General features: G+C 73.6%; 28 protein-coding genes and 1 pseudogene. 17 read left to right on the top strand and 12 right to left on the bottom strand.

Features of this window, described 5'->3' with window-relative positions; translation table 11 throughout:
* Nucleotides 1–8 precede the first annotated feature (8 nt).
* Nucleotides 9–593, bottom strand: a complete 585-nt coding sequence (gene speG / locus D3A60_RS04890) for a spermidine N1-acetyltransferase (protein WP_119717630.1) — start codon at nucleotides 591–593, stop codon at nucleotides 9–11.
* Between the two features lie 144 nt (nucleotides 594–737).
* On the opposite strand from speG, the gene D3A60_RS04885 reads away from it, so the two are divergent.
* The 6 genes and pseudogenes from D3A60_RS04885 to D3A60_RS04860 all read left to right on the top strand — a co-directional run bounded on the left by D3A60_RS04885 (nucleotide 738) and on the right by D3A60_RS04860 (nucleotide 7241).
* A complete protein-coding gene (locus tag D3A60_RS04885; RefSeq protein ID WP_119717629.1) occupies nucleotides 738–1037 on the top strand; it encodes a hypothetical protein in 300 nt (99 codons plus the stop codon).
* A gap of 138 nt (nucleotides 1038–1175) precedes the next feature.
* The gene (locus D3A60_RS04880; protein WP_119718974.1) at nucleotides 1176–3443 is read left to right on the top strand and encodes an FdhF/YdeP family oxidoreductase; all 2268 of its coding nucleotides are present in this window, start codon (nucleotides 1176–1178) and stop codon (nucleotides 3441–3443) included.
* The gene (locus tag D3A60_RS04875) at nucleotides 3440–3694 is read left to right on the top strand and encodes a hypothetical protein (RefSeq protein WP_119717628.1); all 255 of its coding nucleotides are present in this window, start codon (nucleotides 3440–3442) and stop codon (nucleotides 3692–3694) included. Before D3A60_RS04880 ends, D3A60_RS04875 begins: the two co-directional genes overlap by 4 nt.
* A complete protein-coding gene (gene fdhD, locus D3A60_RS04870) occupies nucleotides 3679–4488 on the top strand; it encodes a formate dehydrogenase accessory sulfurtransferase FdhD (protein ID WP_119717627.1) in 810 nt (269 codons plus the stop codon). The genes D3A60_RS04875 and fdhD overlap by 16 nt, the downstream gene beginning before the upstream one ends.
* Nucleotides 4489–4568: 80 nt before the next feature.
* Nucleotides 4569–6407 carry a DUF885 domain-containing protein gene (locus D3A60_RS04865; protein WP_119717626.1) on the top strand — a complete coding sequence of 613 codons (1839 nt, stop codon included), beginning with the start codon at nucleotides 4569–4571 and terminating at the stop codon, nucleotides 6405–6407.
* A gap of 16 nt (nucleotides 6408–6423) precedes the next feature.
* Nucleotides 6424–7241: pseudogene (locus D3A60_RS04860) on the top strand (DUF72 domain-containing protein).
* A gap of 16 nt (nucleotides 7242–7257) precedes the next feature.
* On the opposite strand, the gene D3A60_RS04855 reads toward D3A60_RS04860, so the two are convergent.
* Both D3A60_RS04855 and D3A60_RS04850 read right to left on the bottom strand, forming a co-directional pair.
* Nucleotides 7258–8154, bottom strand: coding sequence for a DMT family transporter (locus D3A60_RS04855; protein WP_119717625.1), 897 nt, complete (start codon nucleotides 8152–8154; stop codon nucleotides 7258–7260).
* A 33-nt stretch (nucleotides 8155–8187) separates the two neighbouring features.
* On the bottom strand, nucleotides 8188–8589 hold the full coding sequence (locus D3A60_RS04850; protein ID WP_119717624.1) for a cupin domain-containing protein: 402 nt from the start codon (nucleotides 8587–8589) through the stop codon (nucleotides 8188–8190).
* Nucleotides 8590–8738: 149 nt separating this feature from the next.
* On the opposite strand from D3A60_RS04850, the gene D3A60_RS04845 reads away from it, so the two are divergent.
* On the top strand, nucleotides 8739–9626 hold the full coding sequence (locus D3A60_RS04845) for a LysR substrate-binding domain-containing protein (protein WP_119717623.1): 888 nt from the start codon (nucleotides 8739–8741) through the stop codon (nucleotides 9624–9626).
* Here D3A60_RS04845 and D3A60_RS04840 read toward each other — a convergent pair.
* Together D3A60_RS04840 and D3A60_RS04835 are read right to left on the bottom strand one after the other, a co-directional pair.
* Nucleotides 9623–9979, bottom strand: a complete 357-nt coding sequence (locus D3A60_RS04840; RefSeq protein ID WP_196778652.1) for a TfoX/Sxy family protein — start codon at nucleotides 9977–9979, stop codon at nucleotides 9623–9625. The two genes, D3A60_RS04845 and D3A60_RS04840, sit on opposite strands and share 4 nt — an antisense overlap.
* Nucleotides 9976–10671: a Pr6Pr family membrane protein gene (locus D3A60_RS04835; protein WP_157981400.1), complete on the bottom strand. Its 696-nt coding sequence runs from the start codon at nucleotides 10669–10671 to the stop codon at nucleotides 9976–9978. Before D3A60_RS04835 ends, D3A60_RS04840 begins: the two co-directional genes overlap by 4 nt.
* Before the next feature lie 98 nt (nucleotides 10672–10769).
* Between D3A60_RS04835 and D3A60_RS04830 the strand changes: the two genes are divergently transcribed.
* From D3A60_RS04830 to D3A60_RS04815, 4 genes are all read left to right on the top strand, one after another.
* Entirely contained in the window at nucleotides 10770–11735 is a 966-nt protein-coding gene (locus D3A60_RS04830) for a DMT family transporter (protein WP_119717621.1), read from the top strand.
* A gap of 84 nt (nucleotides 11736–11819) precedes the next feature.
* The gene (locus D3A60_RS04825; protein ID WP_119717620.1) at nucleotides 11820–13442 is read left to right on the top strand and encodes an ExeA family protein; all 1623 of its coding nucleotides are present in this window, start codon (nucleotides 11820–11822) and stop codon (nucleotides 13440–13442) included.
* A gap of 3 nt (nucleotides 13443–13445) precedes the next feature.
* On the top strand, nucleotides 13446–14303 hold the full coding sequence (locus D3A60_RS04820) for a general secretion pathway protein GspB (protein ID WP_119717619.1): 858 nt from the start codon (nucleotides 13446–13448) through the stop codon (nucleotides 14301–14303).
* A 90-nt stretch (nucleotides 14304–14393) separates the two neighbouring features.
* Nucleotides 14394–14789 (top strand): DoxX family protein, encoded by a 396-nt coding sequence (locus D3A60_RS04815; protein ID WP_119717618.1) that lies wholly within the window; start codon nucleotides 14394–14396, stop codon nucleotides 14787–14789.
* Nucleotides 14790–14807: 18 nt separating this feature from the next.
* On the opposite strand, the gene D3A60_RS04810 is transcribed toward D3A60_RS04815, so the two are convergent.
* Nucleotides 14808–15866: a sensor domain-containing diguanylate cyclase gene (locus tag D3A60_RS04810; RefSeq protein ID WP_119717617.1), complete on the bottom strand. Its 1059-nt coding sequence runs from the start codon at nucleotides 15864–15866 to the stop codon at nucleotides 14808–14810.
* A gap of 167 nt (nucleotides 15867–16033) precedes the next feature.
* Between D3A60_RS04810 and D3A60_RS04805 the strand changes: the two genes are divergently transcribed.
* The gene (locus tag D3A60_RS04805; RefSeq protein WP_119717616.1) at nucleotides 16034–16297 is read left to right on the top strand and encodes a GIY-YIG nuclease family protein; all 264 of its coding nucleotides are present in this window, start codon (nucleotides 16034–16036) and stop codon (nucleotides 16295–16297) included.
* Between the two features lie 60 nt (nucleotides 16298–16357).
* A complete protein-coding gene (locus tag D3A60_RS04800) occupies nucleotides 16358–16585 on the top strand; it encodes an RNA-binding S4 domain-containing protein (protein WP_119717615.1) in 228 nt (75 codons plus the stop codon).
* A gap of 12 nt (nucleotides 16586–16597) precedes the next feature.
* Here D3A60_RS04800 and D3A60_RS04795 read toward each other — a convergent pair whose 3' ends face one another.
* Complete coding sequence (locus D3A60_RS04795; protein WP_196778651.1) at nucleotides 16598–17299, bottom strand: arylesterase; 702 nt, start codon at nucleotides 17297–17299, stop codon at nucleotides 16598–16600.
* Between the two features lie 133 nt (nucleotides 17300–17432).
* Between D3A60_RS04795 and D3A60_RS04790 the strand changes: the two genes are divergently transcribed.
* On the top strand, nucleotides 17433–18188 hold the full coding sequence (locus tag D3A60_RS04790) for an ABC transporter ATP-binding protein (RefSeq protein ID WP_196778650.1): 756 nt from the start codon (nucleotides 17433–17435) through the stop codon (nucleotides 18186–18188).
* Complete coding sequence (locus D3A60_RS04785; RefSeq protein WP_119717612.1) at nucleotides 18185–20695, top strand: ABC transporter permease; 2511 nt, start codon at nucleotides 18185–18187, stop codon at nucleotides 20693–20695. Before D3A60_RS04790 ends, D3A60_RS04785 begins: the two co-directional genes overlap by 4 nt.
* A 67-nt stretch (nucleotides 20696–20762) precedes the next feature.
* Here D3A60_RS04785 and D3A60_RS04780 read toward each other — a convergent pair whose 3' ends face one another.
* Complete coding sequence (locus tag D3A60_RS04780) at nucleotides 20763–21173, bottom strand: MAPEG family protein (protein WP_119717611.1); 411 nt, start codon at nucleotides 21171–21173, stop codon at nucleotides 20763–20765.
* A gap of 106 nt (nucleotides 21174–21279) precedes the next feature.
* Between D3A60_RS04780 and D3A60_RS04775 the strand changes: the two genes are divergently transcribed.
* Nucleotides 21280–21711 carry a DUF3429 domain-containing protein gene (locus tag D3A60_RS04775; protein WP_157981399.1) on the top strand — a complete coding sequence of 144 codons (432 nt, stop codon included), beginning with the start codon at nucleotides 21280–21282 and terminating at the stop codon, nucleotides 21709–21711.
* A 57-nt stretch (nucleotides 21712–21768) separates the two neighbouring features.
* Here the strand turns inward: D3A60_RS04775 and D3A60_RS04770 are convergent, their stop codons facing one another.
* Nucleotides 21769–22419: an isochorismatase family protein gene (locus D3A60_RS04770; RefSeq protein WP_157981398.1), complete on the bottom strand. Its 651-nt coding sequence runs from the start codon at nucleotides 22417–22419 to the stop codon at nucleotides 21769–21771.
* A gap of 225 nt (nucleotides 22420–22644) precedes the next feature.
* On the opposite strand from D3A60_RS04770, the gene D3A60_RS04765 reads away from it, so the two are divergent.
* A complete protein-coding gene (locus D3A60_RS04765; protein WP_119717609.1) occupies nucleotides 22645–23622 on the top strand; it encodes a LysR family transcriptional regulator in 978 nt (325 codons plus the stop codon).
* Between the two features lie 122 nt (nucleotides 23623–23744).
* Here D3A60_RS04765 and D3A60_RS04760 read toward each other — a convergent pair whose 3' ends face one another.
* From D3A60_RS04760 to D3A60_RS04750, 3 genes are all read right to left on the bottom strand, one after another.
* Nucleotides 23745–24752, bottom strand: a complete 1008-nt coding sequence (locus D3A60_RS04760) for a zinc-dependent alcohol dehydrogenase family protein (RefSeq protein WP_119717608.1) — start codon at nucleotides 24750–24752, stop codon at nucleotides 23745–23747.
* A gap of 85 nt (nucleotides 24753–24837) precedes the next feature.
* Complete coding sequence (locus D3A60_RS04755; RefSeq protein WP_119717607.1) at nucleotides 24838–25500, bottom strand: NrsF family protein; 663 nt, start codon at nucleotides 25498–25500, stop codon at nucleotides 24838–24840.
* Nucleotides 25493–26158 carry an RNA polymerase sigma factor gene (locus D3A60_RS04750; protein ID WP_196778649.1) on the bottom strand — a complete coding sequence of 222 codons (666 nt, stop codon included), beginning with the start codon at nucleotides 26156–26158 and terminating at the stop codon, nucleotides 25493–25495. The genes D3A60_RS04755 and D3A60_RS04750 overlap by 8 nt, the downstream gene beginning before the upstream one ends.
* Nucleotides 26159–26168: the final 10 nt, after the last annotated feature.

The raw sequence follows: 26168 nt of genomic DNA, 5'->3' as shown, positions 1-26168 counted from the left end.
AGCGCCGGTCAGCCGGCGGGCAGGCTCGGGCGGCCCAGCGCCTCGTGCTGGAACAGGCACATCCGCACCACGCTGTGGTAGCGGCCGTCGCTGAAGAACTCGTCGACCAGCACCCCCTCGCGGCGGAAGCCGACGCCCTCGTAGATGCGGATCGCGCGCGCATTGTCGACGTCGACCAGCAGGTACAACTTGTAGAGGTTGAGCACGCGGAACGCGTAGTTGACCGCCAGCCGCGTCGCGGCGCGCGCCAGGCCGCGGCCCTGGAACTCCGGCGAGATCATGATCATGAACTCGGCGCGCCGGTGCAGGTGGTCGATCTCGACCAGCTCGACCAGCCCGACCCGCTCCTGCGCGCCGTCCTCGACGATGAAGCGGCGCTCGGTCTGGTCGTGGATGTGCTTGCGGAACAGCTCCTCCAGCTCGATGAACGACTCGTACGGCTCCTCGAACCAGTAGCTCATCACGCTGCGGTTGTTGTTGAGCGTGTGGACGAAGTGCAGGTCGCCGCGCTCAAGCGGGCGCAGCGACACGCGGGCCTCGCCGGGCGGGCGCTGCGGCGATTCCGGCGGCACGGGCGGGAGCGGCGTCGACATGCGGCAACGGTAGCGCAGCGGCACGTCAACGGCGCGACAGCGCCCCGGCCGGCGATCCCGGCGCTCGGCCGCGCGCTGCCGTCACGTCGCCTTAGCCGGCGCGTGCCTAGCCTCCCCGTCACTCCCCCGATCGAGCCCACCGCCATGTCCCTGTTGCGCATCCGTGTCACCGGCAGCGATGACGACGCCCGCGCCATCTCCAACCTGCTGCTGAGCCTGGAGGGCATCGAGCACGTCGAGGAAGTCGCCGACCTGATGCCGCGCATGGACGACTCCGACTCCAGCTCGGCCGGCCTGAGCGACCTCGGCGGCGCCGACGTCCACGAGATCGAGATCGAGGTCCCCAACGCGTCGACCGAGCGCAAGGTGCGCGAGACGGTCGAGGCGCTCGCCTTCGATCTCGACGCTCTGGTCGAATTCGACGACGGCGAAGAGGACGAGTGATTCCCATCGCGCGGCACGCGTGACCGCGCCGGATCGCAGGCCGTCGATGCGCACGTCGCGACGCGCCCCGGCACGTTGCACCGCGCGATCACGACGGCCGATTGGACGGCCCGCGGCGCCGGCGCGATCATCCGGGCCATGGCCGACGACCCGCCCGTAACCCCCTACGACAAGCCCGCCGGCGGCTGGGATGCACTGCGCAGCTCGCTGCACGCGCTGCGCGAGCAGGACGTCGTGCTCAAGGGCGCCGGCACCCTGCTGCGCACCAACCAGCCGACAGGCTTCGACTGCCCGGGCTGCGCGTGGCCGGACCGCAACGCGCACTCATCGTTCGAGTTCTGCGAGAACGGGGTCAAGGCGGTCGCCAACGAAGCGACCGCCCGGCGCGTCACCCGCGAGTTCTTCGCCGAGCATCCGGTGGCGTGGCTCGCGCAGCAGGACGACCATTTCCTCGAGGCGCAGGGCCGCCTGACCGAGCCGATGGCCTACGACGCGGCCAGCGACCGCTACGTGCCGATCGGCTGGAACGACGCGTTCGCGCGCATCGCCGCCGCGCTGCACGCGCTGCCGTCGCCTGACGCGGCGGTGTTCTACACGTCCGGGCGCACCTCGAACGAGGCTGCGTTCCTGTACCAGCTGTTCGTGCGCGAGTTCGGCACCAACAACCTGCCGGACTGCTCGAACATGTGCCACGAGCCGTCCGGCGTGGCGCTGACCGAACAGCTCGGCAGCGGCAAGGGCTCGGTCACGCTCGACGACTTCGAGCAGTGCGACGCGATCTTCATCTTCGGCCAGAACCCCGGCACCAACCACCCGCGCATGCTCGGCGAACTGCGCAGCGCGGCCAAGCGCGGCTGCCGGATCGTCGCGTTCAACCCGCTGCGCGAGCGCGGGCTGGAGCGGTTCACCAACCCGCAGTCGCCGGCCGAGATGTTCGGCGGCGGCAGCACGCGGATCGCGACGCACTACTACCAGCCGCGCATCGGCGGCGACCTCGCGGTGGCGACCGCGATCGCCAAGGTCGTGGTCGAACGCGACGCGGTCGACCACGCCTTCATCGCGGCGCATGTCGACGGTTTCGACGCGCTGGCCGCGTCGCTGCGCGCGACCGGATGGGACGCGCTCGAGCGCGAATCGGGGCTGACGCGCAAGCAGCTCGAGGAAGCCGCGCAGGTGTACGTCGACAGCCGCGCGACGATCCTGTGCTGGGGCATGGGCATCACCCAGCACCGCCGCAGCGTCGCGACGATCCAGATGCTCGCCAACGTGCTGCTGCTGCGCGGCAACATCGGCCGGCCGGGCGCCGGCCCGTGCCCGGTGCGCGGCCACAGCAACGTGCAGGGCGACCGCACGATGGGCATCTACGAGCAGCCCAGCGACGCCTTTCTTGATCACCTCGGCGCGGCGTTCGATTTCGCCCCGCCGCGCGCGCACGGCTTCGACACGGTCGCCGCGATCGAGGCGATGCACGACGGCCGCGCGGCGGTGTTCTTCGCGATGGGCGGCAACTTCGCCGCGGCGACGCCCGACAGCGCGCGCGTGCACGCGGCGCTGCAGCGCTGCGCGCTGACGGTGCAGGTCAGCACCAAGCTCAACCGCTCGCACGTGGTCCACGGCCGCGACGCGCTGATCCTGCCGTGCCTGGGCCGCACCGAGATCGACCTGCAGGCCGGCGGCCCGCAGGCGGTGACGGTCGAGGACTCGATGAGCATGGTGCACCTGTCGTCGGGCATGAACCCGCCGGCGTCGGAGCACCTGCTGTCGGAGCCGGCGATCGTCGCGCGGCTGGCCGCGGCCACGTTGCCGCGCAGCCGCACGCGCTGGGCGTGGCTGGTCGAGGACTACGACCGGATCCGCGATCGGATCGCGCAGGTCGTCGACGGCTTCGACGACTTCAACGCGCGCGTGCGACGGCCCGGGGGTTTCCACCTGCGCCACCCCGGCCGCGACCGCCGCTTCCCGACGCCGTCCGGCCGCGCGCAGCTGTTCGCGCATCCGCTCGACGAGGGCTCAATGGCAACGCCCGCCCCAGCGCCGTTCACGCTGATGACGGTCCGCGCGCACGACCAGTACAACACCACGATCTACGGCCTCGACGACCGCTACCGCGGCGTGCACGGGCTGCGGCGGGTGTGCTTCATCTCGCCGGCCGACCTGCAGCGGCACGGCCTGGCCGACGGCCAGCACGTCGACATCACCTCGGTGTGGCACGCCGCCGACGGCGCGCTCGAGGAGCGCACCGTGTCCGACTTCCGCCTCATCGCGTACGACATTCCTGACGGCTGCCTGGCGAGCTACTTCCCCGAGACGAACGCGCTGGTGCCGCTGGACCACCACGCCGAGCGCGCGCGCACGCCGGCGTCGAAGGCGATCCCCGTGCGGCTGTCGCCGCGGGCGCCCGCATGAACGACGCCGCACGCGAGCCCGACGCGCAGGCCGCCGCACTGCTCGCGATGCTGGCCCGCGACGACGGCCCGTCGCTGCCGCGCGCGGCCAAGGCGCTGGGCCTGCGCACCAGCGAACTGCAGCGGCTGCTGGTCGCGCTCGGCGACGACCCGCGCCTGCCGGGCCTGGCGCTGGTCGAGGCCCGCGTCGACGGCGAGCGCACCCGGCTGTGGCTGACCGCCAAGGGGCGCGCGCTGTGCGCGGGCGCGTGAGCGGGCCGCTGGCGCCGGTCGACGCGCTGCGGGTGCGCGCCGGCGCGCGCCACGCGGCCCACGACGAGGCCGTGGTCGAGTGCCCCGTGGCCCTGCTCTACAACGGCCAGTCGCACGCGGTGATGATGGCCACGCCGCACGACCTGGCCGACTACGCGCTCGGGTTCGCGCTCAGCGAAGGAATCGTGGCGACGCCGGCCGAGTTCGCGCTGGTCGACACGGTCGTGCACGACGGCGGCATCGCGCTGCACGCGGCGATTCCGCAGGCGCGCTTCGATGCGCTGCAGTCGCGGCGTCGGAGCGTGAACGGACCCAGCGGCTGCGGGCTGTGCGGCGTCGAGTCGCTCGACGCCGCGCTGCGGCCGGTCCCGGCCGTCGCGCCGGCGCGGCCCGTCGACGCGGCGTCCGTCCACGCCGCGGTGCGCGCGCTGGCCGGCCTGCAGCCGCTGAACGCACGCAGCGGCGGCGTCCACGCCGCGGCGTTCGTGCACGACCGCGGGCTGCTGGTGCGCGAGGACGTCGGCCGCCACAACGCGCTCGACAAGCTGATCGGCGCGATGGCCGCGCCGGGCTCCCCGCTCGACCCGCACGCCGGATTCGCGGTGATGACCTCGCGCGCGTCGTACGAGCTCGTGCACAAGGCGGCCACGGCCGGCATCGCGATGCTGGTGGCGATGTCGGCGCCGACCGACCTGGCCGTGCGCACCGCGCAGGCCGCGGGCCTGACCCTGGTTGGCTTCGCCCGCGACGACGGCTTCAACGTCTACACGCACCCCGGCGCGCTGCGCGGCTGAACCGCACGCCATCGGCGTCGCCGGGGATCGCGCGGCGGCGATATGCTCTGCCTATCGCCCCCCCCTCCGCGAGTCGCCGCATGTCCGCCCGCCGCCTGCCCGCCCTCCTGCTGCCCGCCTCGCTGGCGCTCGCCCTCGCCGCCTGCGGCCCGGACGCCCCGGCGCCCAAGGCCGCCGCGACCGCGCCGGCGCCCGCCACCACGGCCCAGGCCGACCAGCGCTTCGCCGACATCGCCGCGCGCTGGCTCGACGGCTGGCTGGCGCTGCAGCCGGTCGCGGCGACCCAGGTCGGCCGCCACGACTTCGACGACCGCATCGACGACCTCGGGCCCGCCGGCCGCCAGGCGGCCATCGACTTCAACCGCAAGACGCTGGCCGAACTCGACACGCTGCAGGTCGCCGACCTTTCGCGCGAGAACCAGATCGACGCGGCGATCCTGCGCAACCAGGTGCGCTACGACCTGTGGACCTTGGAGACGCTGCAGTCGTGGGCGTGGGACCCGCAGGTCTACAGCCAGCTTGCCGGCAGCGCGATCTACAACCTGATGGCGCGCGAGTTCGCGCCGATGCCGCAGCGCCTGCGCTCGGCGACCGCGCGCATGGAGAAGCTGCCGGCGCTGCTGGCGCAGATGCGCGAGAACCTCGACCCGGCGCGCGTGCCGAAGATCCACGCCGAGACCGTCGCCAAGCAGAACGCCGGCCTGCTGCAGCTGGTCGACGGGCTGGTCGTCCCCAACGCGAAGGCGCTGGGCGGCGCCGACCGGCAGCGGCTGGACCGCGCGATCGCCGGCCTGCGCACCGCGGTGGCCGAGCACCAGGCGTGGCTCGACGACACGCTGGTGCCGAACGCCCGCGGCAACTTCCGCATCGGCCAGCAGCTGTACGACGAGAAGCTCGCGTTCGCGCTGAACTCGCCGATGACCCGGGCCGAGATCCGCACGCGCGCCGAGGCGGCGATCAAGGCCACGCGCGCGGAGATGTACGAGATCGCGCGCAAGCTGCTGACCGAGCGCGCGCAGGCCGCCGGCGTCGCGCCGCCGAAGGACATGCCGCCGCAGCCCGGCGACGCGCAGCAGCAGAAGGCGATCGAGGCGGCGCTGGAGCTGGCCTACGCCGAGCGCCCCGCGCGCGACAAGGTGGTCGAGGTCGCCCGCGAGTCCACCGCGCAGGCAACCGCGTTCGTGCGCGAGAAGAACCTGGTCACCGTGCCGGACACGCCGGTGCAGATCATCCTGATGCCGGAGTTCCAGCGCGGCGTCGCCGTCGCGTACTGCGACTCCCCGGGCCCGCTCGACAAGGGGCTGGACACGTTCTACGCGGTCTCGCCGATCCCGGACGACTGGACCGACGAGCAGGTCGACTCGTTCCTGCGCGAATACAACACCCGCTCGATCCACGAGCTCAGCATCCACGAGGCGATGCCGGGCCACTACCTGCAGATCGCCCACTCGAACAAGCACCCGTCGACGCTGCGCGCGGTGCTCGGCTCCGGCCCCTTCATCGAGGGCTGGGCGATGTACGCCGAGAAGGTCATGGCCGACGCCGGCTACATGGACAACGACCCGCTGATGCAGCTGATCCAGCGCAAGTGGGCGCTGCGGGCGATGGCCAACGCGCTGCTCGACCAGGCCATCCACGTCGACGGCATGAGCCGCGAGGACGCGATGAAGCTGATGACGGTGACCACGTTCCAGCAGGAGCGCGAGGCGGCCGGCAAGTGGGTGCGCGCGCAGCTGACCTCGGCGCAGCTGCCGACCTACTTCGTCGGCTACAGCGAACACCTGGACCTGCGCCGCGAGATCGAGAAGCGCGACGGCGCGGCGTTCGACCTCAAGGCCTACCACGACAAGGTGCTGTCGTACGGGTCGCCGCCGGTCCGCTTCGTCCGCGAGCTGCTGCTCGACCAGCCGATCAAGTAGCGGCGCCATCGCGGCGATGGCGACGCGACGCAGCGGTGGCAAGCCCGAGACCGGCGCGATCCGCGTCGGCATCGGCGGCTGGGTGTACGCGCGGTGGCGCGACAATTTCTACCCGAAGGGCCTGGTGCAGCGGCGCGAGCTCGAGCACGCCAGCCGCCACGTCACCGCGATCGAGGTCAACAGCACCTATTACCGCGCGCAGACACCGGCGACCTACGCCAAGTGGGCCGCGGAGACGCCGGACGGCTTCGTGTTCTCGGCCAAGGCGCCGATGCGGATCACCCAGGCGAAGGTGCTGGCGAAGACCGGCCGCCAGGTCGAGGACTTCGTCGGCGGGCTGGCGTCGGCGATCGGCTCGGCCCGATCGTGTGGCAGATCGAGCCGTCGGCGCCGATCGACCGCGACGACCTCGCCGCGTTCCTGGCGCTGCTGCCGGCGACGGCCGACGGTCGGCCACTGCGCCACGTGCTCGACCTGCGCGACGCGGCGTCGGTCGACGCCGAGCACGTCGCGCTGCTGCGCCGGCATGGCATCGCCGCGGTATTCACCGATTCGGACGAGCACCCGTCGTTCGCCGACGTCACCGCGGACGTCGTCTACGCACGGCTGATGCGCAGCCGCGAAGACGTCGCGACCGGCTACCCGCCGCGCGAACTCGACCGCTGGGCCGAACGGGCCCGCACGTGGGCCGGGGGCGGCGAGCCGGACGACCTGCCGAAGCTCGACCCGTCGACGTCCGCGCCGCGCCAGCCGCGCGACGTGTTCGTGTTCTTCATCGCCGCCGCGAAGGCGCGCAACCCGGCCGCCGCGATGGCGCTGCTCGCGCGGCTGTGAGCACCGCGCCAGCGCGCTACGGCGAGCGCTGGCTCAGCGCGACGCTGCCGAGGATCAGCGCGCCGGCGATCGCCATCGTCAGCGTGAGCGGCTCGTCGAGCAGCGCCCACGCCCACGCCACGCCGAACACCGGGATCAGATAGGTGACGGTCGACGCCCGGCCGGCGCCGACGCGCGCGATCAGCCGGTAGTACAGGACGAACGCCGCGCCGGTGCAGACCACGCCGAGCATCACCGCCGACGCCCACGACGCGGCCGGGATGGGCTGCGTCGGCCAGGTCGCCACCGCGAACGGCAGGGTCAGGATCGCCGCGACGCCGAGCGTCGCCGACGCGACCGCCGCGGCCGGCAGCCCGCCGAGGTGGCGACGCACCAGGTTGATGCCGATGCCGTACAGGAACGACGCCGCGACGCCGGCCGCGACCGCCCAGCCGATGCTGGCGCCGGCGGTCTTGCCGCTGGCCAGCACCACGACGCCGCCGAAGCCGACCAGCAGCGCGACCGCGCGGCGCGCGCCGATCTTCTCGCCGAAGAACAGGAAGCCGACCAGCGCGGTGAACAGCACCGTCATCGCGTTGGCGATCGCGCCGACGCCGGCCGGCGCGCGCTGCGCCGCCCACGCGAACAGCAGGAACGGCGCAGCCGAGTTGATCGCGCCGATCAGCGCCAACTTCGGCCACAGCCGCGCCGGGAACTGCGCCCGCGCGCGCCACAGGAACGGCAGCAGCACCAGCGAGCCGAGCGCCAGCCGCACCTCGACCAGCGCCAGCGCGCCGAAGTCGCCGGCCGCGACCCGCATGAACAGGAACGAGGCGCCCCAGATCGCGCCGAGCACGCCCAGTTCGAGCGGCGTCAGCCAGGCCTGTGCGGTCGCGGGCAGCGCGGGGGACGGCGCGGCGGCGGTAGTGTTCATGGCGGCTCCGGAGCGGCAGGAAGCGTCGCGGGCTCAGCCCTGCGACGGGTGGAAGGCGTGGGCGATCGCGTCGACGCCACCGCCGGCGGCCAGGAACGCCGGCGTGCTGAGGTTGAAGCCGATCAGGCGCACGCCGGTTTCGGTTCGCGGGCGGTGCCGGCTGTCCGGTGCGAAGCTCACGTACGTGCCGGCGCCGAATCGCGCCTCGCCCTCGATCACTTCGCCGCTGATCACGTAGAAGGATTCGCCGGTGTCGTGGTGGTCGATCTTCGGCCACGACGCGCCGGGCGCCATGTCGACCACCCAGACCCGCACGCCGGGGACGCTCGGCAGCGCGCGGCGGGTGCAGCCGTCGCCAACCTCGACCGCCGGGGCCTCGTCGAGCGTGAGTGCCTGCAGGGCATCGGGATCGATGGCATAGCTGAGGTCGTTCATGGCGGGTCCCGGGTTCGACGGCGGCGGTGCACGGTCCAGCGCCGCGATTGGCGTCAATCTGGCTCGTGTCGTATGGCGATTGTCCGGTTGCCCGATGGGCAAGCAAGCGCGTACTTTCGGCGTCAGACGCAAACCAGGCTTGAGGCTCCATGGCACTCCGTCCCGACCTGCTGCCGGCGCTGGCGGCGTTCGAAGCCGCCGCCCGCCACCAGAACTTCGCCCACGCCGGCGAGGAACTGCACCTCACGGCCAGCGCCGTCAGCCACCACGTGCGCAAGCTCGAGGCGCGGCTCGGGGTGGTGCTGTTCCAGCGCCACGCGCGCGGGGTCACCCTGACCGCCGAGGGGCGCCGCCTGGCCGACGCGGCCGGCAGTGCGATGGCCGACGTCGACGATGCGCTGCGCGACCTGCGCGATGCCCGCGACGAGCAGGACCGGGTGCGGATCAGCACGCTGCACTCGTTCGCCTACACCTGGTTGATGCCGCGGCTCGGGCAGTTCACCGCGGCGCACCCAAACGTCCGCCTGGCGATCGACACCGAGGTCTCGCTGACCCGCTTCGAGGACGGCGGCCCGGACCTTGCGATTCGCCACGGGCCCGGCCACTGGCCGGGGCTGACCGCGCACTACCTGATGGACGAGGCGCTGTTCCCGGTGGCCGCGCCGGACTTCCCCGGGCTCGACCGCGTGCGCACGGCCGAGGACATCGCCGCGCTGCCGCTGATCGCCGACCTGTCGCGGCAGGGCTGGCACGACTGGTTCCGGCTGGCCGGCGTGCACGGGCGCATCGACGAGCGCCTGCACTTCAGCGATGCGACCGACGCGCTCAACGCCGCGGTGTTCGGGCTCGGCGTCGCGCTGGCGCGCGAACGCATCGTCGCGCCGTACCTGGAGGCCGGGCGGCTGGTGCGCCTGCCCGGGCCGTCGATGCCGGGCCGCTGGCGGTACGCCGTCGTGTACCCGTCGCACCGCCGGCTGCGGCCGGCGGCGCAGCGCTTCGTCGACTGGCTGCTCGGGTTCGCCGAGCCGCCGCGCTAGCGCCGCGGAGCGCGCGGCGGCGGCTTGCGCAGCGCGGCGGCGTGCGCGAGGCGCAGCCACGGGCGCAACAAATCGGCCGAATCGAGCGCGGCTTCGGGCAGGGACCAGTACGACATCTCGATCGGCCTGGCCTGGCCGCGATAGACGAACGGCGCGCCGCCGGCATCGGCGAACCGCGCGCGCGTGTCCGGATCCACCTTCAGGTACAGCGCCCCGTCGATGACCACGCCGACGATGCGACCGTCGAGGTACAGACCGTGGCCGCCGAACATCGCGCGCGTCGAGACTGGTCCGAGGTCGCCCACGGCCTGCGCGCAGAGGTCGCGCAGGTGCGCCAGCCAGTCCGCGCTCACGCCAGCGCGCGCGGCGCCAGCCGCGGCAGCAGCACGCGGTCGAGCCCCACCAGCAGCGCGCCGAACGCGACAAACAGCGCCATCACCCCGGCCGCGTTGCGCGCGACCGCCGCGGCGCCGAGTGCGGCGACGTCGATGAACGGGTACGGGTACTCGTGCGCCCACGTGCCGCGGAACAGCGCCCACGCCAGGTAGACGGCCGGGAACACCAGCCACGCCGGCACGTCGCGCCACGCCAGCCGCGCGTGCGGCACGCAGGCCAGCCACCAGCCCAGGTACAGCGCGGGGGTCGCGTAGTGCAGCCCGCTGTCGGCCCACCACTGCGCGCCGGTCGGCTGCCACAGGTGGCGCAGCACGGTCACGTACACGGTCCCGGTCACGCCGATGTACAGCGCGATCGCGCCGAGGGTGCGCGGCGTGAGCCAGTACGCCGCAAGCGGCCCGCGCGCGTCGAGCGCCGCGCTCGCGGTCGCGCAGATCACCGCCAGGTTGCTGAGGATCGTGAAGTAGCTGAGGAAGCGCACGGTCGCGAAGCCGGGCCCGACCGTGTCCAGCGTCAGCCGGATCAGCAGCACGTACTGCAGCACGAACGACGCCAGCGACACGGCGCACACCGCCAGCGCCACCAGCCGGCCCACCGGCGACAACGGCGCGAGCCGGCCCAGCGGCGCCAAGTTATCGATCCGACGCATGCCAGCCCCCTTGCCACGGCGGCGCGACGGCGCGCCCGACCGTCGCGATCATAGGCCGGCGACGGCGGCGCCGCGCGGGCGTGCAAAATGCACGCACCATGAGCCGACCCGCCCTCACCCCGACGACCAAGGCGCTGCTGCAGATCCACTTCTGCGTGGCGCTGTGGGGCTTCACCGCCATCCTCGGCAAGCTGATCTCGCTGCCGGCACTGCCGCTGGTGTGGTGGCGGATGCTGATCGTCGTCGCAGCGCTCGCGGTGCTGCCGCAGGTGTGGCGCGGGCTGCGCGCGATGCCGCCGCGGCTGGTGCTGGCCTACGCCGGCATCGGCGTGCTCGTGGCACTGCACTGGCTGACGTTCTACGGCTCGATCAAGCTCTCGAACGCCTCGGTCGGTGCGACCTGCATCGCGCTGGCGACGGTGTTCACCGCGCTGGTCGAGCCGTGGCTGACGCGCACGCGCCTGTCCAAGCGCGAGGTCGCGCTCGGCTTGGCGGTGCTGCCCGGCGTGGCGCTGGTGGTCGGCGGCGTGCCGGCCGGCATGCGGCTCGGGATCGCGGTCGGCGCGGTCTCGGCGCTGCTGTGCGCGATCTTCGGCTCGCTCAACAAGCGCCTGGTCGAGCACGGCGACCCGCTGACGGTCACCGGCATCGAGCTCGGCGCCGGCACGCTGGCGATGACCGCGCTGGCGCCGCTGATGCCGCTGCTGTTCCCGTCGTTCGCCGGCGACCTGCTGGTGCTGCCCGGCGCGCGCGACGCGTGGCTGCTGCTGGCGCTGGCGCTGGCGTGCACGCTGCTGCCCTTCGCGCTGTCGCTGGTCGCGCTGCGGCACATGAGCGCGTTCACCGCGCAGCTGGCGGTGAATCTCGAGCCGGTCTACGCCATCGTGCTGGCGATCGTGCTGCTCAACGAGCAGCGCGAGCTGACCCCGCAGTTCTACGCCGGCGTGGCGATCATCCTGGTCGCGGTGCTGGTGCACCCGCTGCTCGGCCAGCCGCGACGCGACCAGAGCGCCGGCCATGCCGAGCTGCTCGGCACCTCCGAGTCCAAGCAGATCGCCGACTGAACCCGCGCGCGCGCCGCGGGCCGCGGCCGCCTGGCGCCGTGCGTTTCGTGTCAGGCTAGTGACCTCGCCACCACCGGGACGCGCATGTACCTCGAGCACTTCGGCCTCAAGGAGCCGCCGTTCTCGATCACGCCCGACCCGCGCTTCGTGTTCCTCAGCGAGCGCCACCGGGACGCCCTCGCGCACCTGCTGTTCGGCATCGACAAGGGCGGCGGCGGCGGCTTCGTCCAGCTGACCGGCGAGGTCGGCACCGGCAAGACCACGCTGTGCCGGCTGCTGCTCGAACAGCTGTCCGACACCACCCGCGTCGCTCTGGTGCTGAACCCCAGGCTGTCGCCGGTCGAGCTGCTCGAGACGATCTGCGAGGAGCTGCACATTCCGCTCGACGGCACCGAGTCGGGCACGCGCCGCGGCAGCCTGAAGGCGCTGGTCGACGCGCTCAACGCGTACCTGCTCGACGCTTACGCGCGCGGCCTGCGCGTGGCGCTGATCATCGACGAGGCGCAGAACCTGTCGGTCGAGTCGCTCGAACAGGTGCGGCTGCTGACCAACCTGGAAACGGCGACGCAGAAGCTGCTGCAGATCCTGCTGATCGGCCAGCCGGAGCTGCGCACGATCCTCGCCCGCGACGACCTGCGCCAGCTGGCCCAGCGCATCACCGCGCGCTACCACCTGACCCCGCTGAACGCCGACGAGACCGCGGCGTACCTGCGCCACCGCTTCCGCGTCGCCGGCGGGCTGCACCTGCCGTTCACCGCGCGCGCGATCCAGCGCATCCACGCGCACTCCGGCGGCGTGCCGCGCCTGATCAACGTGATCGCCGAGCGCGCGCTGCTCGGCGCGTACGCGCAGGACCTGACCAGCATCGACCACCACTTCGTCGACCGCGCCGCGCGCGAGGCGCTGCCGGAAAGACGCCCGCGCCGGATCGGCCGGCGCGAGGGCGCGATCGCGGTCGCGCTCGGCGTCGCCCTGCTCGCAGCGGCCGGCGCGTGGGCCTTGCGTGCGCCCCCAACGACGGCGCCGACCACGGTGGCGCCGCGGGTCGCGCGCAGCGCATCGACGGCGCCTGCGGTGGCGCCGGTGCCCCGCCTCGACGCGGCGTCGCTGGCCGCGCGCATCGTGGCGCCGACGGCGCCGTGGGACGCGTGGCGGCACCTGCTCGGCCTGTGGAACCTGCCCGCATCCGCCGCCGACGCCGAGCGCGCGGCCGCGTGCCCGCCGGTGCTCGCGCCCGGCGTCTACTGCCTGCGCGGCCGCGGCAGCCTCGACAAGCTCACCGCGCAGGAGCGGCCGGCGATGCTGCTGCTGCGCGACGGCGACGCGCAGCGATGGGCGGCCCTGCTCGGCGCCGACGCGCGCCACGCGCGCCTGCGGCTCGACGACGCGACCGTCGACGTGCCGCGGATCGCGCTCGAGCGCGCCTGGGACGGCGGATACGCCGTCCTCTGGCGCGCGCCCGACGACGTGGTCGCGCCCATCACCGCCGCCAGCCCGCCGGCGGCGGTGGCGTGGGTGCGCGACGGGCTCGCGCCGCAGTACCTGGCCAACGACGCGCCGGCGACGCTCGACGCGGCGATGCGCGACGCGGTGCTGCGCTTCCAGCGCGACCGCGGTCTCGCCGCCGACGGCGTGGTCGGACCGGAAACCCTGATGGCGCTCGCGGCGCGCGACGCCGGGCCGCGCCTGCGCGCGTCACTGGAGTAAGCGATGTCGATGATCCTCGACGCCCTGCGCAAGTCCGAGGCCGAGCGGCGCCGCGCCGACGTGCCGGACCTGTTCGACGAGGCGCCCGTCGCCGCGCCCGTTGGCGCCGCCGGCCCGCCGCGCGCCTGGTTGTGGGCCGTCGCCGCGATCGCCGTGCTGCTGGCGGTCGCGTACGCGCTGCGTGCGGCGCGGGACACGGACGCCTCCGCCGGCAATCCGCCGGCCGTCGACGCGACGACTGGGGTGGCCGCGACCGGCACGGCCCGCGCGGGTGCCGCCACCGCGGCGGAGGCAACCGCATCGTCGACCGCTCCGCTGCCGGCGACACCCGTCGTCCCGGCGCCAATGCCGTCGATGCCCGCCGCCTCCGCACCGGCGCTCACCGGCGCGCCTGAGGCAGCCGCCGAGGTCCCCGCGCCCGCGTCGGCCAGCGGCCCGGTGCCGGCGCCCGTGCGTGGCGCGCAGGCACCGGCGGTGCTGCCGCCGGCTCCGACCGTCGCGACCGCTCCCCGACCCGAGCCCGCGCCGGTGCTGGTCGTGCCGTCCACCCGCGCCCCCGGCGGCGCGCTGACCCGCACGCCGGCAAGCACGCCCGACACGGCGCCGGCGGCCGCGACCTTCACCTCGCCGACGTCGCCGCTGCGGCTGTCCGACCTCTCGATCGAGGAGCGCCAGCAGCTGCCGGCGCTGAAGATCAGCATGCTGATGTGGAACCCGGCGCCCGACCGTCGGTTCGCGATCGTCGACGGCAACCGTGTCAGCGAGGGCGACCGCGTCGGCGATGCGGTGGTCGATTCGATCACCGAAGACGGCGTCGTGCTCGGCTGGCAGGGCCGCCGGCTGAAGGTGCCGATCCGCTAGCCCGTGACCGCGCGCACGCGCGCGCACTCGCCGCGCGCGTCGCCGGCCGTCTATGCTTCGCGCCGCGCTTTCGCTCGACAGGGGACTCCGATGAATCCGAACACCCAGGCCGATTTCGGCAAGCTGCTGCTGCGCCTCACCCTCGGCGTCGTGGTGCTGTTCCACGGCATCGCCAAGCTGCGCGGCGGCATCGGCGGCATCGAATCGATGGTCGTCGCCCACGGCCTGCCGTCGTGGCTGGCGTACGGCGTGTTCGCCGGCGAGGTGCTCGCGCCGATCCTGGTGCTGGTCGGGTTCTACGCGCGGCTCGGCGGCGCGCTGATCGCGGTCAACATGCTGTTCGCGATCTTCCTCGCGCACATGGGCGACCTGACCGACTTCAACGGCCAGGGCGGCTGGGCGATCGAACTGCAGGCGATGCTGCTGGCGTCCGGCGCGGCGCTGGCCCTGCTGGGGCCGGGCGGCTACAGCGCCAACGGGCGCTGATCGCCGCGCGCGGCAGGGCTAGTCGGCCACGACCACGCGGTCGCGGCCGCCGCGCTTGGCCGCATACAGCGCCTCGTCGGCGCGCTGCATCACCGCCGCGACGCTCTCGCCCGCGCGGCGCTCGGCGACGCCGACGCTGACCGTCACGGGCAGCGACTGCGACGCGTGGTGCACCGACTCGCGCAGGTACTCGCAGTTCAGGCGCGCACGGTCGGCGTCGACCTCCGGGATCAGCCACACGAACTCCTCGCCGCCGTGGCGCGCCACCAGCCCGTGCCCGCCGCTGGCCGAACGCAGCGACTCGGCGACCGCGACCAGCACCTCGTCGCCGATCGCGTGGCCGTGCACGTCGTTGACGGTCTTGAAGTGGTCGATGTCGACCAGCGCCACGGCGAAGCCGCGCTGCGCGGCGATCGCCAGTTCGAGCGCCGCGATGAACGCGCGCCGGTTGGCCAGCCCGGTCAGCGGGTCGGTGCGGGTCTGCTCGCTGAGCTCGGCGTTGTGCGCCTCGAGCTGGCGCTGGTAGTCGAGCAGGTGCTCCTCGTACCAGGCGCGGTCGAGCAACTGCAGGTTCAGCGCGTGGCTGACCCGGCGCAACTCCATCAGCCGCGACACCTGCCGCGACAGCGCCTGCAGCGCCTCGGCCTGGGCGTCGGACAGGTCGTGGGGCTTCGCATCGAGCACGCACAGGGAGCCGAACGCGTGGCCGCCCTCGCCGACCAGCGGCGCGCCGGCGTAGAAGCGGATGCCGCCTTCGGTCACGTGCGGGTTGTCGTGGAAGCGCGCGTCGAGCAATGCGTCCGGGACCACCATCACCCGGTCGGGCTGCAGGATCGCGTGCGCGCAGAACGACGCCTCGCGCGGGCTCGTCGGCGAGGCGTCGAAGCCGTGCATCGACTTCAGCCACTGGCGATCGGCGTCGACCAGGCTGACCGACCCCATCGGCGTGCCGCAGATGCCGGACGCGATCCGGACCAGATCGTCGTAGTCGGTCTCCGGCGCCGTGTCGAGGATGCGGTACGCGTGCAGTGCGGCCACGCGGGCCGCGTCGTTCTCGGGCCGTTCGGGTCTGATCATCGGGCGGGTCGGCGTCGTAGGTGCGCGATAGCTTGGCCGGTCGCGCGCGCGGCGTCACCCGGTTGCGGACGGGTTGCCTGAACAGGATCCCGGCCGCCTGCGGAACCCGCCATCGGGGAGTTCCCCCACGCTGGTCGCGCCGCGACGGCGTCGACTACGCTGGGCCGATGCGCGCCTGGTTCGTCTACCTGCTCGAGTGCCGCGACGGCAGCCTGTACACCGGCATCGCCGTCGATGTCGCGCGCCGCTACGCCCAGCACGCCGCCGGCAAGGGCGCGCGCTACACCCGATCGCACCCGCCGCTGCGGCTGCTGGCGCACTTCCCGTACGCCGACCGCGCCGCAGCCAGCCGCGCCGAGCACGCGATCAAGCGCCTCAGCCCGGAGCGCAAGCGCGCGCTGTGCCGCGGCGAGTGCGCGCCGCCGGCGTGAGGTCCGCGCCGACGGCGCATGCGATCCTGTGCACCCGCCGCGACGACCCGATGCCCGACGATGACCACGCTGACCTTCGACCTCGACGCCGGCCGCGAGCACATTGAGCTCAACCAGCTGCTGAAGCTGGCCGGCCTGTGCGGCAGCGGCGGGATGGGCAAGCAGCTGGTCGCCAGCGGCGCGGTCAGCGTCGATGGCGCGGTCGAACTGCGCAAGACCGCCAAGATCCGCGCCGGCCAGGTGGTGACGTTCGAGGGCGTCACCGTGCAGGTCCGCGCCGCGCCCTGACGCGGCGCGCGCTCAGCGCAGCAGCGGCGCCAGCGCCGGCCACACGTGGTCGCGCAGCTTCGGCTGCGCGGCCACGGTCGGGTGCAGGTTGTCGGCCTGGAATGCGTTGCGGTCGGTCGCGATCGGCTCGAGCAGGAACGGCAGCAGCGCCACGCCGTGCTGCTTGGCGACCGCGCGGAAGTTGGCCTCGAACCCGTCGGTGTAGGCCTTGCCGAGGTTCGGCGGCATGCGCATGCCGAGCAGCAGCACCTTGGCCCCGGATGCCTTCGACGCGCGCACCATCCGGTCGAGGTTGGCGCGCGTCTGCGCCAGCGGCAGGCCGCGCAGGCCGTCGTTGGCGCCGAGCCCGATGACCACGACCGCCGGCTTGACCCGCTTGAGTTCGCCGCCGATGCGCGACACGCCACCGGCCGTCGTCTCGCCGCTGATGCTGGCGTTGACCACGCGCCAGCCCGGGCGGGTCGCGGCCACGCGCTGCGCGGTCAGCGTCACCCAGCCCTGCGAGGCGGCCATGCCGTAGCCGGCCGACAGCGAGTCGCCCATCACCAGCACCGTGCGCGGCGCTGCGCTGCGCGGCGCCGTGGCCGAGGCGGCCTTGGCGACCGGCTGCGCGGCCGCGGCGCCGGCCAGCAGCGCGGCCGCCATGACCAGCGTTGCCCAACCGATGGCCCATTGAAGGCCCTGCCGCGCTGCCGCATATCTGCTTCGAAACATCCCGTATCTCCCTCGGGCGCCGCACGGCGCCCGTTGCACGACCGGGCCCCTTGGGTGCCCGGTGCCCACCACGCGGCGCTGGCGCCGCTCCCGACATCGAAACGCGGTCGACCGCACCGCACGAAGGACGATCATGGCCGACTCGAACCGACCCCACGCTGAAACCCCTGCCGCCACGCGCCCGCCGATGCTGCAGGTGGACGGCCTGGGCAAGCACGTGGCGCTGCCGGACGGCGACCTCACGATCCTCGATGGGGTCGGCTTCACGATCGCGCAAGGCGACACGGTCGCGATCGTCGGGGCCTCCGGTTCAGGCAAGAGCACGCTGCTGTCGCTGATGGCGGGCCTCGACACGCCGTCGAGCGGCGCGGTCACGCTGGCCGGCGAGCCGCTGTCGACGCTCGACGAGGACGGGCGCGCGCGGGTGCGCGGCGAGCGCGTCGGCTTCGTGTTCCAGAGCTTCCAGCTGCTGCCGTCGCTCACGGCGCTGGAAAACGTGATGCTGCCGCTGGAGCTGCGCGGCGACCGCGAGGTCGAGGGCCCGGCGCGGCAGATCCTGGCCAAGGTCGGCCTGTCCGAGCGGCTGGGCCACTACCCGCGCCAGCTGTCGGGCGGCGAGCAGCAGCGCGTCGCCCTCGCACGCGCCTTCGTCACCCGGCCGCAGCTGCTGTTCGCCGACGAGCCGACCGGCAACCTCGACACCCACACCGGCGAGGCCATCATCGAACTGCTGTTCGCACTGAACCACGACGCTGGCACGACGCTGGTGCTGGTCACCCACGACGAGCACCTCGCCGCGCGCTGCGGACGCCGCCTGCGGCTGGACAGCGGGCGCCTGCTCGGCGACGAGGCGCGCGCGCCCGTGACCGCAGCGGTGGCCGCGCCGTGACCGCGCTGACCCTCGCGTGGCGCCAGCTGCGCCGCGACCTCAAGGCGGGCGACGTGCGCATCCTGCTCGCCGCGCTGGTGCTGGCGGTGCTGGCGGTGACCGCGGTCGGCTTCGTCACCGACCGCGCCGAGCGCGCGCTCGCGATCGAGGCCAACCGCCTGCTCGGCGGCGACGCCGTCTTGCGCGCCGACGCCCCGATCGCCGGCGTCGTGCGCGACGCGGCGAACGCGCCGGGCCTGCGCCGCACCGAAACCCAGCAGCTGTCGACGATGATCCGGGTCGGCGACGGCGACGCCGCGCGGCTGCAGCTCGGCGAGCTGCGCGCCATCGGCGACGGCTTCCCGCTGCGCGGCACGTTCCGCGTGGTCGATGCCGACGGCGTCGAACGCGACGCCGGCGCGATCCCTGCGCCCGGCACGGTGTGGCTCAGCCGCGCCGGCGCCGACACGCTCGGCGCGTCGATCGGCGATTCGATCGGCATCGGCGAATCGCAGCTGCGGCTGGTCGCGCTGGTCGTGCAGGAGCCCGACGCGGCGCTCGACTACTTCAACGTCGCGCCGAAGGTGTTCGCCAACCTCGCCGACCTGCCCGCCACCGGGCTGGTGCAGGAAGGCAGCCGCATCGGCTACCGCCTGGTCGTGGCCGGCGACGCCAACGCGGTGGAACAGTTCGTCGCCACCGCCAAGCCCGCGCTGGGCCGCGGCCAGCGGCTCGAAACCGTCAGCGAGGCGCGCCCGGAGATCCGGTCGGCGCTCGACCGCGCCGGCCGCTTCCTCGGCCTGGCCGCGCTGGTCTCGGTGGTGCTGGCGGCGGTCGCCGTCGCGATGGCCGCGCGCCGCCACAGCGAGCGCCACCTGTCCGGCACCGCGGTGATGCGCTGCCTCGGCGCCAGCCAGCGCACGCTGGTGACCGTGCACATCGGCGAGCTGGTGCTGCTCGGGCTGTTCGCCGCGACGATCGGCGTCGCGCTCGCGTACGGGCTGCAGTGGGGCGTCGGCGCGTGGCTCGAGCGCGAGCTGGAACTGTCGATCCCCGCCGCCGGTTGGCTGCCGGCGCTGCAGGGCTACGGCGTCGGCCTGCTGGTGCTGCTCGCGTTCGGCGCGCCGCCGGTGCTGGCGCTGCGCCGCGTGCCCGCGCTGCGCGTGCTGCGCCGCGACCTCGACCCGACCGAGCCGAGCGCGTGGCTGGTGGCCGTGCTCGGCCTCGGCGGGCTGGCCGCGCTGCTGTGGTGGAAGGCCGGCTCGCCGACGTTGGCGCTGGCGATGCTGCTCGGCCTGGTCGGCACGTTCGCGGTGCTCGCGCTGCTGGCGTGGGCGCTGGTCGTGGTGGTCCGCAAGGTCCGCCCGCGCCTGCGCGGCAGCCTGCGCTACGGGCTGGCGAACGTGTCGCGCCGCGCCGGCACCAGCGTCGCCCAGATCGCCGGGCTCGGGCTCGGGCTGATGGCGCTGCTGCTGCTGACGTTCGTGCGTACCGACCTGCTCGACCGCTGGCAGATGGCGCTGTCGGCCGACGCGCCGAACCGCTTCATCATCAACGTGCAGGACGACCAGGTCCCCGACGTGCGCAAGTACATCGCGCAGCAGGGCATCGGCGAGCCGACCCTGTTCCCGATGATCCGCGGACGGCTGGTGTCGCTCAACGGCAAGCCCGTGACCGGCGACGACTTCGCCGAACAGGGCGAGCGCGCGCGGCGTCAGGCCGAGCGCGAATTCAACCTGTCGGTCGCCGCGACGCTGCGCGACGACAACCAGATCACCGCGGGCACGTTCTGGGACGCCGACGGGCCGGGCCGCCCGGAGGTATCGGTCGAGGAGGAGTTCGCGCAGCGGCTGGGCTGGAAGCTCGGCGACACGGTCGCGTTCGACATCGCCGGCCAGCCGTTCACCGCGACGGTCACCAGTTTCCGCAGCGTCGACTGGGAGAGCTTCCGCCCGAACTTCTTCGTGATCGCGTCGCCCGGCTCGATGGACGGCTTCCCGGCCAGCTGGATCACCGCGGTCAACGTGCCGCCGGACAAGACCCGCTTCACCGCCGGACTGGTGTCGACGTTCCCGAACCTGTCGGTGATCGACGTCGACGCGGTGCTGAAGCAGGTTCGCAGCACGGCCGACCAGGTGTCGACCGTGGTCGAGGTGGTCTTCTACTTCTCGCTCGCCGCCGGCCTGCTGGTGCTGATGGCGGCGGTCAGCGCGAGCCAGGACGAGCGCCTGCTCGAGGGCGGCGTGATGCGCGCGATCGGCGGCAGCCGTCGCCAGCTGCGGCTGGCGCAGGCGTCGGAGTTCGCGGCGATCGGCCTGCTCGCCGGCGCGACGGCGGCGATCGCGGCGTCGGTGCTGGCCGGTGTCGTCGCGACGCAGGTGTTCGACCTGCCGTGGACGGCCGACTGGCGGATGGCGTCGGCCGGCGCGGCGTTCGGCGTGGTCGCAGCTCTGCTGGCGGGGCTGTTCGCCACGCGCAAGGTGCTCGACGCGCCGCCGTCGGTGACGCTGCGCGAGCTCGACGCCTAGTCGACGGAGCTTCCGGCACCCGGGCGATCGCTGACCGATCGCCCGCGTTGCCCGGCCGGTGCAGCGGTCAGAACAGCAGCGGCTTCAGCACCGTCCACAGGCCCCACAGCGACACCGCCCACACCGCGGTGCGCAGGTACGGGATGCCGGCGGCGTAGATCGGCACGTAGGCCACCCGCGCCCACAGGTAGACCTGCGCGCCCAACGCCGTGTCGGCGCTGGCGCGGCCGGTCACGACCACCGCCAGCACCGCCGCGGCGAAGAACGGGAACGTCTCCCAGAAGTTGCGCTGCGCGCGGTCGAGGCGCGAGGCGACCGGGCCCAGCGGCGCGGGTTCGGCGTCGCGCGCGCTGGTGTTCCAGCGCAGGCCGCGCTCGCGCGTCATCAATGCCGCCGCGAGCAGCAGGTGCGCCAGGCCAAGCGCGATCGCCCAGGCCAGCATGCGGATCTCGATCGGCAGTGCGTCCAGTCCGTCCATCGTGCATTCCCCGGGAAGTGGTGCGGCGAGCCTAGCAGCCGCGCGCTTGCGCCGCCGGCGCGCGCCGTCGACCATCGCAGCGACCTCGCCCCCGCCCGGAGACCGCATGTCCGCACCGATCGAAGCCCCGTTGCCGCGCGGCCTGCGCCTGCTCGGCTGGAGCGGCCTGCTGCCGTTCGCCGCGCCGGTCGCCGCTGCCGCGGTGCTGCCGGAGTGGCGGCAGGGCGCGCTGTCGGTGTTCATCGCGTACGCCGCGGTGATCCTGAGCTTCCTCGGCGGCGCGCGCTGGGGCCGCGGGCTCGGCGCCGGCTTGCCGGCCTCGCGCTACGCCGAGGCGGTGCTGCCGAGCCTGCTCGGCTTCACTGCGCTGCTCCTCGTGCACCACCCGCACGCCGCGCTGGTGGTGCTGGCGGTCGGGTTCGCCGGCTGGCTGCTGCTCGACCTGCGCGACCCGCTGTGGAGCCGCGCGTACAAGCGCATGCGGCTGGGCATCAGCGCAGTCGTGCTGGCCCTGCACGCGGCGTGGTGGATGGTGTAGGCCCCGCGACGCTGCGCCGCAGCGCCGCGGGGGCCGCATGCACGACGCGGCCTGCGCTCAGCGCATGTCCTCGGGCAGCGGCCAGCCGTGCCCGTCGGGGGTGAGGTCCTGCACCCGCCCGATCGTCGATGCCGGCCAGTGCTGGGCGATCAGCGCCATCGCGGCCTTGCCAAGCGGCGTGGCGAAGTCGTCGGCCATCTCGGTGGCCACGTTGAGCCAGGTCACCGTGACCGCGCCGGCGTCGCGCAGCCGGTTGACCGCCATCGCCTCGGCCATGGGGCTGTTGCTGCCCGACACGTCGACGACCACGTACACGTTGTACCCGTCGCGAAGCAGGTCCAGCGACGTCTCCAGCGTGCAGTTGTCCAGTGAGATGCCGCCGATGATGACGTTGCGGCGCCCCTGCCCCTTCAGCCACGCGGCCATTTCCGGGGTGTAGCCCGACACGGACGTGCGCGGGAAACGCTGCGACTGGTAGGTGACGTTGCGGCTGATCTCCGGGAAGAACGTGCCGTAGTAGTCGTTCTCCTCGCCCAGCACCGCCGCCGGAAGCTTGAACAGCACGTTGAACTTCGAGAACGCCTCGACGTTGTTGCGGAACTGCCGCGGCGGGATCGTGTTGATCAGGTTGTCCAGTCCGGTCACGTAGTCGACGTACACCAGCACCGACTCTTCCGGCGCGATGCGCTGCAGCGCGGCGGGGCTCACGGCGGCCGGCGGGGCGGCCCGGACGGGCGCGGGGGCGGCGGCGAGTACGCCGGCGAGGGCGAGAGCAAGGGGCAACGCAGCTTTCATCGGGACGCTCCATTGGGGTCGGGCGGCGCCGGCGGCTCCGCACTCCCCGATGCTGTGGCAGCGCCGGCGGCGCGATTAGGGGTCCGATTCGGGAATAATCATGCCGACCGTGGTCCGGTCCTCCGAGCGGGTCGCCCGATGCCCCACAACGCGAACGACACCCTGGTCTTCCTCAAGGTCGCCGAGCTGGGCAGCTTCGCCGCGGCTGCTCGCGCGCTGCGGCTGCCGAAGACGACGGTCAGCCGCAAGGTGCGCGAGCTGGAACTGCACCTGGGCGCGCAGCTGCTTCACCGGACCACGCGACGCCTCGCGCTTACCGAAGCCGGCGCGCTCTACTACAGCCGAAGCGCGCGCATCGCTGGCGACCTGGCCGGCGCCGAGCAGGCGGTGATGGAACTCAGCGGCGCCGTGCGCGGCACGCTGCGGGTGACCGTGCCGTTCTCGCTGGCGACGGCGATGCTGGCGCCGCTGCTCGCCGAACTCGGCGTGCGCCATCCGGCGCTGCAGGTCGAGCTGATCCTGTCCAACGACCGGCTCGACCTCATCGAGCACGAGATCGACCTCGCGCTGCGGTTGAGTCCGGACCCCCTGCCCGACTCCGACCTGGCCGCGCGCCGCCTGTGCGGACTGTCGCTCGGGCTGTACGCCGCCCCGGGATACCTCGCGCTGCACGGCGCGCCGCGCGAGCCGGCGGACCTCGCCAAGCACCGCACGCTCGCGCTGCGCGCCCACCGACGCGGCGACGGCTACCGCTGGCGGCTGCACGCCGACGACGGCCGCACGGTCGACGCCGAGCTGCAGCCGGGCGTCATCGCCGGCGATCCCGATCCACTGGTGCAGACCGCGGTCGCCGGCGGCGGCATCCTGATGGCGGGCGCCGCGATGCTGGCCAACGAGCTGGCCGACGGCCGGCTGCAGCGCGTGCTGCCGGAGTGGTCCGGGCCGCGCCTCCTACTGCACGCGATGTACCCGCGCGAACGGCTGCCCGCCCCGAAACTGCGAGCGTTCATCGATTACCTGGTCGAGTGGCTCGACCGCCACGGCCACGACAGCGGACCGCACGCGGCCGAGGTGCACGTGGTGCCCCCGCGCCGGGGCACGGTGGCGCTCGACTGACAGGTGCCGGCCGTGCCCGCAATCGCCGGGGTGCGAAGCGGCGACACCGCCGCACTTCGTCCAGCCACGGCGCCGGCACGCGCCCGGCACGAGCCGCAGCGCCGCCGCCGACCGCCCGGCGATCAGCCGGTTGGCACGACGACGATCTTGCCGCTGCGCCCGCCTGCCGCGGCCGCGGCGACCGCCTCGCGGATCGCGTCGATGCCGTAGGTCGCGTGCACCGGCGCGTGCAGGCGGCCGGCGGCGATCATCGCGACCAGCTCGGCGAACAGCGCGTTGCGCGTGCCGGCGTCGACGGTCTTGAACCAGCGCGCCAGCCAGAATCCGCGCAGGGTGATGCCGCGGAAGATCAGCGACGCCGGCGACATCGCGCATGCCTCGCCGCCCATCGCGCCGTAGTTGATCACCGTGCCGCCGGGCGCGAGCGCCTGCGCCAGCCGCTCGGTGGCCATGCCGCCGACCGCGTCGATGCCAAGCGCGACCTTCGCCCCGCCGGTCGCGGCCTTGACGCGCTCGGCGAGGTCGTCGCCATCGACCAGCACCGCGTCGGCGCCGAGCGCGCGCACGCCGTCGACCGCCGAGTCGCGGCGCACCACGTTGACCGTGCGCAGCCCGCGCGCCTTCGCCAGCTGCACGAGGTAGCCACCGACTGCGGAATTGGCCGCGTTCTGGATCACCCAGTCGCCGGGCTGCAGCGGCACCGCGTCGAGCAGCAGCTTCGCCGTCGGCGGATTGATCGCGAGCATCGACAGCTGCACCGGGTCGGCGCCGTCGGGCAGCGGCACCAGCGTCGCCGCGTCGAGCACCAGGTGCGTGCTCCAAGTGCCGGAGCCGACCGGCAGCAGGACGGTCTGGCCGACGCGCGGCGCGGTCACGCCGTCGCCGGTCGCGATCACGCGGCCGACGCCCTCGTTGCCGCCGATCGCCGGCAGCGGCGGCAGCGAGCCGTAGTCGCCGGTCAGCGTCAGCACGTCGGACGGATTGATCGGCGCTGCCAGCACCTCGACCAGCACCTGGCCGGCGGCCGGCGCCGCCACGTCGAATGAATCGGCGGAGACCACGTCCTGCGGCACCGGGCCGCGGCGGGTGTAGCGCGCCTGCCTGCCGGCGGTGGGTCGGGGGATGTCCATGGTGCACCTCGTCGTGGCGGAGCGCAGAGCGTATGCCGATCGCGGCCGACGCGCTCGCCGGCGCCTCCCGTGTCCGCGTGCCCCGTCAGCCTCGCGCGTGCCCGATCCAACCAAGCAGCGATCGGCCGAACGCCAGCGACAGCAGCGACAGCAGCGCCACCGCGCCCACGTGCCAGGTCAGCACCATCAGCGCGCTCTCGCCGTGGTGGTACAGGCTCACGCCTGCGGCCGAAAGCGCAGTCGCGCTGAGGGTCGCCAGCATCGCGGTCGCGGCCGGCCGAACAACGCCGGCGTGGCGCACCAGCAGCAGCATCACCAGTCCGAGCGGCACGCCGGTCACGGTGATGGCCATCGCGCACTCCCACGAGCCGTACTGCATCGCGAACGCGTCGCGCCCCAGCCGGGCGAAGTCAGTCGCGCAGCCCCAGGCCACTGCGAACAGCCACGCCAACAGCGCGGGCAACGGCATCCAGGCCCACGACGGCGAACGCCCGGGCACGCTGATCTGGAACGTCGCGTACGCGGCAAGCAGCCCGGTGACAATGCTCGCCGTCCACTCCAGCAGCGCGGGTCCGTCGGCCAGCGTGTGGAGGAAGTCCGGGCGCGGGCCGTACGCCAGTGCGATCAGCGCGATGACGACCGATGCGGCAAGGGTCCACAGCGCGGTCCGGCGCATCGGCGATGCCAGGCGCTGGACCGGCCGCGCGCGCGCGGCCAGCTGGTCGATGAGGTGGTCGGTGTCAGTCATGGTGGTGCTCCCGGTCGCCCAGGACCTGCTTCAGTGATTTCAGCGCCCGATGGCACGCCACCTTGAGCGATCCGACGCTCTGCCGCGAGCGGCTCGCGGCCTCGGCGAGCGAGAGCCCGGACAGGTGCACCATCCGCACGGCTTCACGCTGTTTGGGCGAGAGGCGCTCGACCGCATCGCGCACCTCCCGTGACGCATCCTGCCGCGCGGTCGCCTCGTCGGGCCCGGCCGACGGCTCCGCGTGCAGCTCGAACCCGTCCTCGCTGGCCACCTCGTGCGACAGGCGGCGCGAGCGTCGACGCAACAGGTCGATGCAGCGACGCGACGCGATCGTCCCCAACCATGGCTTGAACGGTCGCCCGACCTCGTAGGTGTGGCGGATGTCGTGGATGACGATGAGGATCTCCTGCACGGCGTCCTCGGCGTCTTCGCCGCGGCCCAGATGACGGATCGCGATCGCCCGCAGGTACGGGACGATTGCGGCGAGCAACGCGTGGTACGCCTGCCGGTCGCCGTCCTGCGCGCGCACCATCAGCGCCGCCCACCGGTCGCCGCTGTCGGCGCGGGCGGCGTCGTGATGCGGCGATCCGGCGCCGTCGGGCATCGTCATGGACGCGTTCGACTCCGGTGCCGGAAACGGAAGGATGGTCGCCATCATGCGACGGCTC

Origin of the sequence: Cognatilysobacter tabacisoli (genome assembly GCF_003586305.1) — a bacterium.
Classification (GTDB): domain Bacteria; phylum Pseudomonadota; class Gammaproteobacteria; order Xanthomonadales; family Xanthomonadaceae; genus Cognatilysobacter_A; species Cognatilysobacter_A tabacisoli.
The sequence above is the reverse complement of the archived record's forward strand: the minus strand, read 5'-3'. Positions and strand labels throughout refer to the sequence as shown.

Excerpts from the sequence above, each read along its gene's own strand:
- speG (WP_119717630.1), bottom strand. The coding sequence starts at position 593 with ATGTCGACGCCGCTCCCGCCCGTGCCGCCGGAATCGCCGCAGCGCCCG.
- D3A60_RS04885 (WP_119717629.1), top strand. The coding sequence starts at position 738 with ATGTCCCTGTTGCGCATCCGTGTCACCGGCAGCGATGACGACGCCCGC.
- D3A60_RS04880 (WP_119718974.1), top strand. The coding sequence starts at position 1,176 with ATGGCCGACGACCCGCCCGTAACCCCCTACGACAAGCCCGCCGGCGGC.
- D3A60_RS04875 (WP_119717628.1), top strand. The coding sequence starts at position 3,440 with ATGAACGACGCCGCACGCGAGCCCGACGCGCAGGCCGCCGCACTGCTC.
- D3A60_RS04865 (WP_119717626.1), top strand. The coding sequence starts at position 4,569 with ATGTCCGCCCGCCGCCTGCCCGCCCTCCTGCTGCCCGCCTCGCTGGCG.
- D3A60_RS04855 (WP_119717625.1), bottom strand. The coding sequence starts at position 8,154 with ATGAACACTACCGCCGCCGCGCCGTCCCCCGCGCTGCCCGCGACCGCA.
- D3A60_RS04850 (WP_119717624.1), bottom strand. The coding sequence starts at position 8,589 with ATGAACGACCTCAGCTATGCCATCGATCCCGATGCCCTGCAGGCACTC.
- D3A60_RS04845 (WP_119717623.1), top strand. The coding sequence starts at position 8,739 with ATGGCACTCCGTCCCGACCTGCTGCCGGCGCTGGCGGCGTTCGAAGCC.
- D3A60_RS04835 (WP_157981400.1), bottom strand. The coding sequence starts at position 10,671 with ATGCGTCGGATCGATAACTTGGCGCCGCTGGGCCGGCTCGCGCCGTTG.
- D3A60_RS04830 (WP_119717621.1), top strand. The coding sequence starts at position 10,770 with ATGAGCCGACCCGCCCTCACCCCGACGACCAAGGCGCTGCTGCAGATC.
- D3A60_RS04825 (WP_119717620.1), top strand. The coding sequence starts at position 11,820 with ATGTACCTCGAGCACTTCGGCCTCAAGGAGCCGCCGTTCTCGATCACG.
- D3A60_RS04820 (WP_119717619.1), top strand. The coding sequence starts at position 13,446 with ATGTCGATGATCCTCGACGCCCTGCGCAAGTCCGAGGCCGAGCGGCGC.
- D3A60_RS04815 (WP_119717618.1), top strand. The coding sequence starts at position 14,394 with ATGAATCCGAACACCCAGGCCGATTTCGGCAAGCTGCTGCTGCGCCTC.
- D3A60_RS04810 (WP_119717617.1), bottom strand. The coding sequence starts at position 15,866 with ATGATCAGACCCGAACGGCCCGAGAACGACGCGGCCCGCGTGGCCGCA.
- D3A60_RS04805 (WP_119717616.1), top strand. The coding sequence starts at position 16,034 with ATGCGCGCCTGGTTCGTCTACCTGCTCGAGTGCCGCGACGGCAGCCTG.
- D3A60_RS04800 (WP_119717615.1), top strand. The coding sequence starts at position 16,358 with ATGACCACGCTGACCTTCGACCTCGACGCCGGCCGCGAGCACATTGAG.
- D3A60_RS04795 (WP_196778651.1), bottom strand. The coding sequence starts at position 17,299 with ATGTTTCGAAGCAGATATGCGGCAGCGCGGCAGGGCCTTCAATGGGCC.
- D3A60_RS04790 (WP_196778650.1), top strand. The coding sequence starts at position 17,433 with ATGGCCGACTCGAACCGACCCCACGCTGAAACCCCTGCCGCCACGCGC.
- D3A60_RS04780 (WP_119717611.1), bottom strand. The coding sequence starts at position 21,173 with ATGGACGGACTGGACGCACTGCCGATCGAGATCCGCATGCTGGCCTGG.
- D3A60_RS04775 (WP_157981399.1), top strand. The coding sequence starts at position 21,280 with ATGTCCGCACCGATCGAAGCCCCGTTGCCGCGCGGCCTGCGCCTGCTC.
- D3A60_RS04765 (WP_119717609.1), top strand. The coding sequence starts at position 22,645 with ATGCCCCACAACGCGAACGACACCCTGGTCTTCCTCAAGGTCGCCGAG.
- D3A60_RS04760 (WP_119717608.1), bottom strand. The coding sequence starts at position 24,752 with ATGGACATCCCCCGACCCACCGCCGGCAGGCAGGCGCGCTACACCCGC.
- D3A60_RS04755 (WP_119717607.1), bottom strand. The coding sequence starts at position 25,500 with ATGACTGACACCGACCACCTCATCGACCAGCTGGCCGCGCGCGCGCGG.
- D3A60_RS04750 (WP_196778649.1), bottom strand. The coding sequence starts at position 26,158 with ATGATGGCGACCATCCTTCCGTTTCCGGCACCGGAGTCGAACGCGTCC.